Source organism: Halomonas sp. B23F22_20 (genome assembly GCF_043496985.1).
Taxonomy (GTDB): Bacteria; Pseudomonadota; Gammaproteobacteria; order Pseudomonadales; family Halomonadaceae; genus Halomonas.
Genome location: NZ_JBIEKH010000005.1, coordinates 23,942 through 35,853, shown reverse-complemented (window position 1 = coordinate 35,853; position 11,912 = coordinate 23,942). Strand labels below are relative to the sequence as shown.

9 protein-coding genes are annotated in these 11,912 nt (G+C 67.8%); 2 read left to right on the top strand and 7 right to left on the bottom strand.

Features of this window, described 5'->3' with window-relative positions; genetic code table 11:
- Positions 1–109: 109 nt before the first annotated feature.
- Both acs and ACGTN6_RS04865 read right to left on the bottom strand, forming a co-directional pair.
- Positions 110–2,062: an acetate--CoA ligase gene (gene acs / locus ACGTN6_RS04870; protein ID WP_394590156.1), complete on the bottom strand. Its 1,953-nt coding sequence runs from the start codon at positions 2,060–2,062 to the stop codon at positions 110–112.
- A gap of 150 nt (positions 2,063–2,212) precedes the next feature.
- Positions 2,213–2,773 (bottom strand): SprT family zinc-dependent metalloprotease, encoded by a 561-nt coding sequence (locus ACGTN6_RS04865; RefSeq protein WP_394590155.1) that lies wholly within the window; start codon positions 2,771–2,773, stop codon positions 2,213–2,215.
- Between the two features lie 69 nt (positions 2,774–2,842).
- Between ACGTN6_RS04865 and ACGTN6_RS04860 the strand changes: the two genes are divergently transcribed.
- Entirely contained in the window at positions 2,843–3,514 is a 672-nt protein-coding gene (locus ACGTN6_RS04860; RefSeq protein ID WP_394590154.1) for a YecA/YgfB family protein, read from the top strand.
- A gap of 103 nt (positions 3,515–3,617) precedes the next feature.
- Here the strand turns inward: ACGTN6_RS04860 and ACGTN6_RS04855 are convergent, their stop codons facing one another.
- Positions 3,618–4,739: a phospholipase D-like domain-containing protein gene (locus tag ACGTN6_RS04855; RefSeq protein WP_394590153.1), complete on the bottom strand. Its 1,122-nt coding sequence runs from the start codon at positions 4,737–4,739 to the stop codon at positions 3,618–3,620.
- Positions 4,740–4,916: 177 nt separating this feature from the next.
- Between ACGTN6_RS04855 and plsB the strand changes: the two genes are divergently transcribed.
- On the top strand, positions 4,917–7,358 hold the full coding sequence (gene plsB / locus ACGTN6_RS04850; RefSeq protein WP_394590152.1) for a glycerol-3-phosphate 1-O-acyltransferase PlsB: 2,442 nt from the start codon (positions 4,917–4,919) through the stop codon (positions 7,356–7,358).
- Between the two features lie 6 nt (positions 7,359–7,364).
- On the opposite strand, the gene ACGTN6_RS04845 is transcribed toward plsB, so the two are convergent.
- From ACGTN6_RS04845 to aceF, 4 genes are all read right to left on the bottom strand, one after another.
- Positions 7,365–8,129, bottom strand: a complete 765-nt coding sequence (locus tag ACGTN6_RS04845) for a class I SAM-dependent methyltransferase (RefSeq protein ID WP_394590151.1) — start codon at positions 8,127–8,129, stop codon at positions 7,365–7,367.
- A complete protein-coding gene (tsaB, locus tag ACGTN6_RS04840; RefSeq protein ID WP_394590150.1) occupies positions 8,126–8,830 on the bottom strand; it encodes a tRNA (adenosine(37)-N6)-threonylcarbamoyltransferase complex dimerization subunit type 1 TsaB in 705 nt (234 codons plus the stop codon). Before tsaB ends, ACGTN6_RS04845 begins: the two co-directional genes overlap by 4 nt.
- Before the next feature lie 164 nt (positions 8,831–8,994).
- On the bottom strand, positions 8,995–9,651 hold the full coding sequence (adk, locus tag ACGTN6_RS04835) for an adenylate kinase (protein WP_394590149.1): 657 nt from the start codon (positions 9,649–9,651) through the stop codon (positions 8,995–8,997).
- Between the two features lie 230 nt (positions 9,652–9,881).
- Entirely contained in the window at positions 9,882–11,876 is a 1,995-nt protein-coding gene (aceF, locus tag ACGTN6_RS04830) for a pyruvate dehydrogenase complex dihydrolipoyllysine-residue acetyltransferase (protein WP_394590148.1), read from the bottom strand.
- Positions 11,877–11,912 lie beyond the last annotated feature (36 nt).

Genomic DNA, 11,912 nt, shown 5'->3' with positions numbered 1-11,912 from the left:
GGCGATGCCCAACCACTCATGACTATTGTCGACATTCTGTCCCGCGCCATGAAGAAACCGGCCATGATGGCCGGTTCCCGGGTTCGCGAGGCTCCTCGCAAGGAGCCTGTCATCCGCGGTTGGCGCGATGCTCGATCAGCTCGTCGACCACCGACGGATCCGCCAGGGTGCTGGTATCGCCAAGCCCGTCGCACTCGTTGGCGGCGATCTTGCGCAGGATGCGGCGCATGATCTTGCCCGAGCGGGTCTTGGGCAGGCTAGGCGCCCACTGGATGACGTCCGGCGAGGCGATAGGACCGATGTCCTTGCGCACCCACTGGGTCAGCTCCTTCTTGAGCTCGTCGCTGGGCTCCACGTCATCGGCCAGGGTCACGTAGATATAGATGCCCTGCCCCTTGATGTCATGGGGGAAACCAACCACGGCGGCCTCGGCCACGGACTCGTGAGCCACCAGCGAGGATTCGATCTCGGCGGTGCCCATGCGGTGGCCGGAGACGTTGAGCACGTCGTCCACGCGGCCGGTGATCCAGTAGTAGCCGTCCTCGTCGCGGCGACAGCCGTCGCCGGTGAAGTACATGCCCTTGTAGGTCGCGAAGTAGGTCTGCAGGAAACGCTCGTGATTGTTCCAAATCGAGCGTGCCTGGCCCGGCCAGGCGTCGAGGATCACCAGGTTGCCCTCGGTGGCACCCTCCAGGATGTTGCCCTGGTTGTCGACCAGCGCCGGCTGCACGCCGAAGAACGGCAGGGTCGCGGAGCCCGGCTTGAGGTCGGTGGCGCCCGGCAGCGGGGCGATCATGATGCCGCCGGTCTCGGTCTGCCACCAGGTATCGACAATCGGGCAGCGCTCCTTGCCGATCACGCGATAGAACCACTCCCAAGCCTCCGGGTTGATCGGCTCGCCTACCGACCCCAGCAACCGCAGACTGTCCCGGGAGCTGGAATCCATGACATGGTCGCCATGCGCCATCAGGGCGCGCACCGCGGTGGGTGCGGTGTAGAGGATGTTGACCTTGTGCTTGTCGACCACCTCGCCCATGCGGCCGGTGGTTGGATAGCTGGGCACGCCCTCGAACATCAGGGTCGTGGCGCCGTTGGCCAGCGGGCCGTAGACGATATAGCTGTGGCCGGTGACCCAGCCCACATCGGCAGTGCACCAGTAAATCTCGCCTTCCTGATAGTCGAAGACGTACTGGTGAGTCATGGCCGCGTGTAGCAGGTAGCCGCCGGTAGTGTGCTTGAGCCCCTTGGGCGCGCCGGTGGAGCCGGATGTATAGAGGATGAACAACGGATCCTCGGCGTTCACTTCCTCGGCCGGACAGTCGGTGGCCTGCTGATCGACCAGCTCGTGGAACCAGACGTCGCGTCCTTCCTTCCAGTCGATCTCGCCGCCGGTGCGCTGAACCACCAGCACCTTCTCGGCCACGTCGGTACCGTCGCGGGTCAGGGCCGCATCGACGTTGTCCTTGAGCGGCACATGCTTGCCACCGCGCACCGACTCGTCAGCGGTGATCACCAACTTGGAGCCGGCGTCCTTGACCCGCTGGGCCAGGGCATCCGGCGAGAAGCCGCCGAACACCACGGAGTGCACGGCACCGATGCGGGCACAGGCCAGCATGGCCATGGCGGCCTCGGGGATCATCGGCATGTAGAGGGTAACGGTGTCCCCCTTGGTCACGCCCAGCGACTTGAGAGCATTGGCCAGCTGGCAGGTACGCTCGTATACCTGGCGGTAGGTCAGGGTCTTGGCATCGTTGGGATCATCGCCTTCCCAGATGATCGCGGTCTGGTCGCCGCGGGTTTCCAGGTGGCGATCCAGGCAGTTGACGCTGGCGTTGAGTCGGCCGTCCTCGAACCACCGGATATCGACGTTGTGGGTATCAAAGACGGTGTGCTTGATCTTGGTCGGCGCCTGGAACCAGTCGAGGCGTTCGGCCTGCTCGGCCCAGAAGCCTTCCGGATCATCCAGCGAGCGCTGGTACATGGCCTGGTAAGTTGCCTTGTCGGCCCAGGCCTTGGCGGCGATGTCCTCGCGTACCGGATAGACGTGCGGTTGATCACTCATGGAATTGCCTCTGTCCTCGGGGTGGCCCCTTCAGGTTGACGATGCCGGTCGAGGCGACCGGCGCCATAAGATGATTTCAGCATAACCCCCCGATGATCCGCCTTCCCCTTAGACATTGGTATGAACATTTTTCTTTTTTATAACAAACAGTTAAGCCTGTTTTTCAAGCTCCCTTAGGCCACAGTAGACCAAGGTCTGAGCGCAGTGTCGGCAGCGATAGGCGCGTCCCGAGCGTACCAGGGCATGACGCCTGGCGGAAAAGGCATGCTCCCGGCAGCCACAGCGATAGCGATGAGGCGCGGGGCTCGAGCGCGCCGTGTCGAAGCGATGGGTGACCCGCGGCGCCAGCCCGAACAGTCGGCGCATCACGGTGCGCCACTCATGGCCGTGGGGCCTGGTCCGATGACCATCCTCGAGGTGATGCACCAGCCAGTGTGCCATCTCATGGGGCACCACCTCGACCAGGAAGGCGTGGCAATTCTCCTCGAGCAACACCGGATTGAAGCGCAGCCCACCGCGTCCGAAATGCGCCTGGCCGGCGGAGCGGCCACGCAGATCCAGCCATACTCGGGGCCGTGGCAGCCCCGGATGCACGTCGAGACACAGCGCATAGGCCGCCTCGACACGGTCGAGCAGCGCCGTCCGGCGGGCCTCGGTATCGAGGCCCGCCAGCCACTGGGGATCGGGGTCAGGCAGCGCGGGAGACGTCATGGGATGCTAGAATGGTGCCCCGTTGAGATGGCGTAAAGCCCCGCGCGACGATACCTGCGAGTGAGAGACATGTCAGACGACAAGCCCCAGCCCCTGCCGCTCCTCGACGACGAGTCTCTGGAGCGGCTCGACGACTTCCTCGAGTCCGAGCGCGTGGACGCCGACGCGCTCGACTTGATCGGCACCCACGGTTTCCTGGTCGCACTGGCCGTGGCACCCCGCGATACGGCACCGGCCACCTGGGTCGCGGAACTGTTCCACGGCGAGCCGGACTTCACCGACGACACCGAGCGCGAAGACGTACTGGGGATGCTGGAGCGACTGCGGCATACCGCTATCGAGGTGCTGGAAGGCGGCGGGCTGCCCGAGCTGCCCTTCGACCTGGAGCTGGGCGGCCTGCCCCCCGAGGAAACCCCCATCGGCGACTGGTGCGCCGGTTTCATGGAAGGCGTGTTCCTCGACGAGACCGCCTGGTTCGCCGACGACGAGGAAGCCGCCGCCACCCTGCTGCTGCCCTTCATGCTGCTCTCGGGGCTGTTCGCCGAGGAGCCGGACATGGCCGAGCTGGCAAAGGACGGCGAACGCCTGGAAGGCCTCACCGCCCAACTACCCGAGCTGGTGCTGGATCTCTACCTGCACTACCGGGTGCCGCCGGAAACGCCCAAGCCCAAGCCCCGACGCAAGCAGGCTGCCGGCCAGAACAAGGGGAAAGACAGGGGCAAACCCAAACGCAAGAAGTAAGCTGGAAGACAGCATGAGCCCCGACATCATGGGGCCAAGAGTTTTCTTCCAGCTTCAAGCTTATAACTTACAGCTCCGGGCTCCGGGCGCAGCCCGGGCGGGGTCAGCGTAACCGCGTCAGCAGCCCGTCGAGGGTCCCGTAGAGCCACTCCCTGAAACGCTGCCAGCGTGAGCGACGGGCCCAGTCCTCGCGGCGAATCTCCCGGCTGGCGGCGAAGTTACGCTGGAAAAGCTCGGCCACTTCGGCGGCGAAACGGGCATCCTCCACCTCCTGGTTGGCTTCCAGGTTCCACTGCAGGCTCCAGTGATCGAAGTTGCACGACCCCAGGCTGACCCAGTCGTCGGCCAGGGTGAACTTGGCGTGGATGAAGGACGGCTGGAACTCGAAGATTCGCACCCCGGCCCGCAGCAGACGGCCGTAGAAGCGTTGTCCGGCATAGCGGACCCCGGGATGGTCATGGCGGCCGCCGGGCAGCAGCAGGCACACCTCCACGCCCCGTCGCGCGGCCCGCAACAGCCGCCGACGCAGCGTCAGGGTCGGCACGAAATAGGGCGTGCAGATCCAGATGCGTCGCCTAGCACCGCTAACCTGACGCTGCAGGGAGTGGCGAATGGCCTGATAGCGATAGCCTTGCCCCCATACCACTCGACCGCGCATGCCGCGGTGGCCTGGCCGGATGGCGGAGGCGCCTTCCAGCCCATGTACCAGCGCCGCCGCTCCCGCGCCGCGGCTCATCGGTGAATCCCACAGACTCGAGAACAGCCGCATCCAGTCCGCCACCACCGGCCCTTCGATGCGCACCGCCACCTCGTACCAGGCCTCCAGGAATTCGTCGACCACGCCGAAGCCGCCGGTGAAGGCCACCTCGCCGTCCACCACCACCAGCTTGCGGTGGTCGCGGGTCAGATTCCGCGCCAGCGAATGCAGGCCCAGGGGATTGAACCAGCGCAACGCCACCCCGGCCGCTTCCAGCCGTCGACGGTCCTCGGCGGCGAGTCCCATGGCACCGTAACCGTCGAGCAGCAGCAGAACCGCCACGCCGCGCGCCGCGGCTCGGGCCAGCACCTCGATCACCTCGCTGGCCAAGCGCCCCGACTCCATCAGGTAGAGCTCGATCAGCACCGAGTGCCGGGCATCGTCCACGGCCTCGAACATGGCCGGCAGGAAGCGTGCCGCCTCGGGCAGCAGCTCGAAATGGTTACCGTCCCGCCACATGCCGTGCATGGCACCTCCCTGGCCGCGACTGCGGCCTTCATTGACGCACGTTTTCCCGACGGGAGAAAGCTGGCTACTGCGGCACCGCTGCCTTGGATACAGGCCGAGGCCGAGCCATCGCGCCCCCTGACCCAGCCTGCCGCGCAGGCGTATACTGGCCGCACATGTGACTACACAGGCAACCGGATGGCCTTCTCGTCTCGAGCATGGCGTTCCCCACTGCGCCGGCTTCTTGCCGCCTGGGTCCGGGTGCGGCGAATCGAGCCGTCACCCGAGACGCTGGATCTCTCCTCCGATATCCCGACCCTCTACGTGCTCCCCAGGCCCGCGCTATCCGATGCCCTGCTGCTGGAAAGCCTGACCGAACGCCACGGTCTGCCACCCGCCGCGGCCAGCCACTCGCTGGGCACGCTGGACGTCCCCGCGCTGCTCGCCCTGCCCGCTCCCCGTCGTCGACGGCGCCCTACGGCACTGCGGCAACTGATCGACAGCGGCCAGAATGTACAGTTGGTGCCGGTCAGCGTGTTCTGGGGCCGCGCCCCGGGCAAGCGCTTCGGCGTCTGGCACCTGCTGGCCGCCGACGGCTGGCGACTCCCTGGCCGCCTGCGCCGACTGCTGGCGGTGCTGGTCAACGGCCGCGACCTGGAGGTGCACTTTGGCGCGCCATTGTGGCTCTCCGAACTCACCGACGGCCGCGACGCCGGCGTCATCGAGCGCAAGGCCGCACGCCTGTTGCGGGTCCATTTTCGCCGCCTCCGCAGTCGCGTGCTGGGGCCCGATCTCTCCCATCGCCGTACCCTCATCGAGGGCGTGGTGGCAAGCCCCGAGGTCGAGCGGACGATCGTCGAGCTGGCCGGCGACGCCCCGGCGACCCAGGCTCGACTACGCCGCCGGGCGCGCCGCTACGGCGGCGAGATCGCCGCCAACATGAGCTACCCGGTGCTGCGCTTCCTCGACGGCCTGCTCGGAAGGCTGTGGAACCGACTCTACGACGGCGTCGACGTGCACGGCATCGAGCGCGTCACCGCCCTTGCCGGCAGACACACCCTGGTCTACGTGCCCTGCCATCGCAGCCACATCGACTACCTGCTGCTCTCCTACGTGCTCTATGCGCAGGGATTGATGCCGCCGCACATTGCCGCCGGCCGCAATCTGAACATGCCGCTGATCGGTCCCCTGCTACGCCGCGGCGGGGCTTTCTTCATGCGCCGCAGCTTTCGTGACCAGCCGCTCTACACCAGGGTCTTCGACGAGTACCTGCACCGCCTGCTGTCACGCGGCCATAGCCTGGAATACTTCATCGAGGGCGGCCGCTCGCGCAGCGGCCGCCTGTTGGCGCCTCGCCCAGGGATGCTGGCCATGACCCTGGGCTCCTTCCTGCGTCGCCCGGCCAGCGACGGCCGCCCGCTGTCGTTCATTCCGGTCTACATCGGCTATGAGCGGATCCTCGAGGAGGCCAGCTATCAGCGCGAGCTGGGCGGTGGCGCCAAACGCAAGGAGAGTCCGCTGGCGCTGCTCGGCGTGCTGGGCCGGCTGCGTCAGCCCTACGGTCGGGTCACGGTGAACGTCGGCGAGCCGTTGGCCCTCGACGCCTTCCTGGACGAGTGCCAGCCCGACTGGCGCCAGGATATCGGCGAGCCTCGCCCGGCCTGGCGCACCGGGGCGGTCTCCCGGCTGGGCGAAACCCTGGCGCGACGCATCAACGCCGCCGCCACGCTCAACCCGGTGAACCTGGTCGCCCTGAGCCTGCTGGCCACGCCCCACCGAGCCATCGAGGCAGAGCTGCTCGAACGCCAGCTGGCACTGCTGGCCAGACTCCGGCGGCCACGCCCCGGCGACGAGAGCCATCCCCTGCCTGCCGGCACGCCCCGCGACTGGATCGACCATGCTCGGGCCCTGGGGCTGCTGAACTATCGCCCTCACCCCCTGGGCGACCTGGTCACCGCCGACGAGCGACAGACCGGCCGCCTCGCCTGGTATCGCAACAACGTGCTGCACCTGTTTGCCCTGACCGGGCTGGTCGCCTTCGCCTTCCGCCACCATGTTCGCCATCGGCGCGACGCCCTGGCAGAGCTCCTGGCGCCGGGCTGGCCGGTGCTGGTGCACGAGCTCTCGATCGAGCCACCGGCCGCGTTCGACGAGGCGCTGGATGCGGCCCTCGAACGGCTCGCCGAGGTCGGGCTGCTGGTCGCCGACGGCCACGGCTGGAAGCGCGCCGAGAATCTGGCCGAGGCCGAGCAGCTGCGAATGCTGGGGCGGCTGATGCGGCCATCGCTGGAACGAGGCTACCTGCTGGTCGCCGCCCTGCTCGGCGAGGCTCCGGGCCACTTCGATCACGCCGAGCTGTCGAATCACGCTCGCCAGCTTGCCGAACGCCTGGCGCAGCTTACCGGTCGCGACGCGCCGGAGTTCTTCGACCCACGGCTGTTCGACGGCCTGGTGGAAAGCTTGGAACGCGAGGGCTGGCTGACGGTCTGCGACGATCGCCTCCACTATCAGGAGCGTCTGCGCGAGGCGGCTCGACGCAGCCGGACGCTGTTCGACCCGGCACTGCGCCATCGGCTAGAGCGAGTCGCCGCCCGGGGCAGCGGCGACTCCGAGGAGGGTGAGACGACGCTGGGCAACTAGCGGGAATCAGTCGTTGAGGGAGCGGTGGACGTAGAGATCGTATCGGCTGGTCTTTCCCTCCAGCACGTGGCGCGGGGCTGGGCCTTCGATGGGCGGGGCCTTGCGCGGGCGCTTGACCACCACTCGGTGGGTCGCCACGTCCAACGCCGCTTCCAGCAGCCTAGGCGCGTCGGCATCGTCGCCGGCGAGCTCGCGGAACAGCCGCATCTCCTTCTTGACCAGCGCCGACTTCTCGCGGTGGGGAAACATCGGGTCTAGGTGGATGACCTGGGGCGCGATGCCGGCTTCCGCCACCAGGATGGCGAGCTGGCGGCTCGCATCGCCATGGGCCAGATGCAGGCGAGCGGCGATTCCGGCGGTGTCTGCATCCGCCCGGGCGCGGGCCAGGCCGTCATCGAGCAGGGCCGCGATGGCCGCCACCCGCTCCACCATCAGCACCTCGGCGCCGAGCGTGGCCAGCACGAAGGCATCGCGGCCAAGCCCGGCGGTGGCGTCTACCACCGTGGGCGTCGCGCCCTTGCCAAGCCCGCAGGCCTTGGCAATCAGTTGTCCGCGACCGCCGCCGAAGCGACGCCGATGGGCCGCGCGGCCCTCGACGAAATCCACGGCCAGCGGCTTGCCATAGACCTTGGCGTCACCGGCCAGCACCAGTCGGTCATCCTCGCGGCGCAGCGTCAGTGGCGGCACCTCGCCCGACGGCAACGCGTCGAGGCCGGGCAGCCCCCAGCGTGCGGCCAGGGCCGCGTCGTCCGCCACGGCCACCGCACTCATCGGCTCTTCTGCCAGGCGACCCGGTCGCGCAGATAGACCGGCTGGACCTCGGCGGCGGGGCGTCCCTCCCCGGCGGCAAAGGCCTCGGCGGCGAGCAGCACCATGTCCTCGGCGGCGGCGTCCAGGTCGGGCAGGCACTGCCCGAGCCCCGCCTGCACCTCGGCGGGCATGTCATCCCACAGCGTCCAGCCGGAGCCCACGCCAACCCAGTCATGATCATCGTGACCGGCGGGCAGGCACAGTCGCTCGGGCGGCAGCACCGCCTCCTCGGCCAGGCACTCGACCCGCCCCCGATGGCATTGCCAGGCGGCGGCATAGACCTCGCCCATGCGCGCATCCAGGGCGGTGATCAGGTAGCGATAGTGATGACGTCGATGGGCGCCCAGCGCCAGCGCCTGCAGCGTCGAGACGCCGAGCAGCGGACGTTCGAGGCCGAAGGCCAGGCCCTGGGCGGTGCCGGCGGCGATGCGCAGCCCGGTGAACGAGCCCGGACCGCGGCCGTAGGCCACCGCGTCCAGGTCGGTCGGGGCCATGCCGGCCTCGGCCAGCACCTCGTCGACCATCGGCAGCAGCCGGCGGGTGTGAGCACGGGGCGTGAGTTCGAAGCGGGAGATCAACTCGTCGTCGGCGCCCTCGCGACGCCGCAGCAGGGCGGCGGAGCAGGCGCTCGAGGAGGCATCCAGGGCCAGCAGGATCGGCATGGGTCTCTAACGGTGCGGGAAGTGTCGGGGCATTATACGACAACGGCCCGCGCAATGCGGGCCGTTACCAGGACAAAGAAAAGCGTGGGATTCCGTCGCGAGCGACGACAGGTGGGGCGCCTAGCCTGCCCGCCGCCGGATCGCAGAAACCGATCGACCTTTTCTCAGCTCTCGAGGGCGGCAATCACCTGGTTGGTGATGTCGTCGACGCTGCCCACACCTTCCACCCGGTGGTAGGCCGGTGCAGCCTCGGGCGCCTGCTGAGCCCACTGCTGGTAGTAGTCGACCAGCGGAGCGGTCTGCTCGTGATAGACCGACAGGCGGTTGCGCACGGTGGCTTCGCTGTCGTCGTCGCGCTGGATCAGCGCCTCGCCGGTGACGTCGTCCTTGCCCTCTTCCTTGGGCGGGTTGTGGTCAACGTGGTAGACGCGCCCGGAAGCCGGGTGCACGCGGCGGCCGGCCAGGCGGTTGACGATCTCCTCGTCGGGCACGGCGATCTCGAGCACGTGGTCCAGCTTGACGCCGGCGTCTTTCATGGCGTCGGCCTGCGGGATGGTGCGCGGGAAGCCGTCGAACAGGAAGCCGTTGGCGCAGTCGGGCTGGGCAATGCGCTCCTTGACCAGGGCAATGATGATGTCGTCGGACACCAGGCCGCCAGTGGTCATGATCTCCTTGACCTTGAGCCCCAGCTCGCTGCCCTCCTTGACCGCGGCGCGCAGCATGTCACCGGTGGAGATCTGCGGGATACCGTAGCGCTCGCAGATGAACTGGGCCTGGGTCCCTTTACCGGCACCAGGGGCGCCCAAGAGGATCACACGCATCGAAACTAGCTCCTTGGAATTGGGATGGTTCGTAGAGACGAGAAACCGAGAATAGCGAACCATACCGGGGCCATCGACGTCACACAAGCGACACGAAGACGCAGCTCCCGGAGTGAACCGAAAATTCCTTCGCTCTCAAGGGGCTGTCCGGTCTAGCACTTTGGTCTTCCCCGAACGCAAACGCCGACGGCGCCTCACGGCGCCGTCGGTCGTGGCTCACCTTGCCTCGATCAGAGCAACAGGCGACGGATGTCCGTCAGCACCTGGCCGAGGAAGGCGGTGAAGCGCGCCGCGTCGGCGCCATTGACCGCCCGGTGGTCGTAGGACAGCGACAGCGGCATGGTCAACCGCGGCTGGAAGGCCGCGCCGTCCCACACCGGCTTCATCGACGCCTTGGAGACACCAAGAATGGCGACCTCCGGGGCGTTGACGATGGGCGTGAAGGCGGTGCCGCCGATCGAACCCAGGCTGGAGATGGTGAAGCAGCCACCGGTCATCTCCTCGCGCTTGAGCTTCTTCGACTGCGCCTTTCCGGCCAGCTCGACGGATTCCTTGGCCAGCTCGATCAGCGACTTCTGGTCGGCGTTGCGGATCACCGGCACCATCAGGCCATCCGGCGTGTCCACGGCGATGCCGATGTGCACGTACTTCTTGTGCACCAGGGTCTCGCCGTCGCTCTTCAGGCTGACGTTGAACTGCGGGAACTTCTGCAGCGCAAAGGCACAGGCCTTGATCAGGAACGGCAGCGGCGTGAGCTTGGCGCCCTGGGCCTCGGCCTCGGCCTTCATCGACTTGCGGAAGGCCTCGAGCTCGGTGATGTCGGCCTCGTCGAACTGGGTGACGTGCGGCACGTTGAGCCAGCTGCGATGCAGATTGGTGGCACCCATCTTCATCAGGCGGCCCATCGGCTTCTCTTCCACTTCGCCGAACTGGCTGAAGTCCTGGTCGGGAATCGGCGGAATGCCCATGCCACCCTCGGCCGCGGCGGGTGCCGCCGACGGAGCCTTGGCCTGCCCCGCCATCACCTGCTTGACGTAGGCGTGGACGTCTTCCTTGACCACCCGCTCCTTGGGGCCGCTGGGCTTGACCAGCCCCAGGTCGACGCCGAGCTCGCGGGCCAGCATGCGCACCGCCGGCCCGGCGTGCACCAGCTTGCCGTCACGCGGCTTGTGAGAGGCCATCTGCGCTTCCGGGCTGGGGCTGCCGCCGGCGGGCTTGCTGGCGGCCGGCTTCTCGGCCGGCGCTTCGCGCTTGGCGGCACCTTGCTGCGGCGCCGCCTGAGGAGCGGGTGCCTCGCCGGCAGTCTCGATATAGCCGATCAGATCGCCCTCGGAGACGCTGTCGCCCTCCTTGACGGTCAGCTCGACCAGCTTGCCCTTGTAGGGGCTCGGCACGTCCATGGAGGCCTTGTCGGACTCCAGGGTGATCAGCGGCTCCTCCTCGTCAACCTCGCTGCCCGCGCTCACGCTGACTTCGATGATCGGCACGTCGCTGGCACCGCCCAGGTCCGGCACCCGCACCTCGCGGCGCTGGGGCTCGCCGCTGGCAGCGGGCTGAGGCGCCGCTTCGGGCTCGGCGGCTGCGGCCGGCTCGCTGGCAGGCTCAGAGGCGCTGGCCTCGGCCGGCGCCTCGTCAGCGCCGCCGGCGACCTGCATGGTGCCGATGACGTCACCCTCGGAGACGGTGTCACCCTCCTTGACGGTGAACGAGACGATCTTGCCGGCATGGGGGCTCGGCACGTCCATGGAGGCCTTGTCGGACTCCAGGGTGATGAGGGGATCTTCCTCGGCCACCTCGTCACCCTCGGCGACCGCCACCTCGATGATCTCCACGTCACTGGCACCGCCCAGGTCGGGCACCTTGATCTCGACGGTCTGGCTGCCCCCGGCGGCAGGCTTGGCGGCCGGTTCGGGCTTGGCCTCGGGCGCCGGTGCAGGCTGCTCGGCCGGGGCCTCGGCGGCCTTAGCGGGCTCGGCGTCGCCACCCCCCTCGGCCTCCAGCTCGACGATGTCGTCACCCTCGGAGACGGTATCGCCCTCCTTGACCAGCACCTTGAGGACCTTGCCGCCCTTGGGAGCCGGCACGTCCATGGAGGCCTTGTCGGATTCCAGGGTGATCAGGGTGTCTTCGGGCTCAATGACGTCGCCTTCCGACACCGCGATCTCGATGATTTCGACATCGGTATCGCCACCGATATCAGGCACTTTGATGATTTCGCTACTCAAGGTCGCGCTCCTTCAAACTCTTGACGGGGGCGGGCC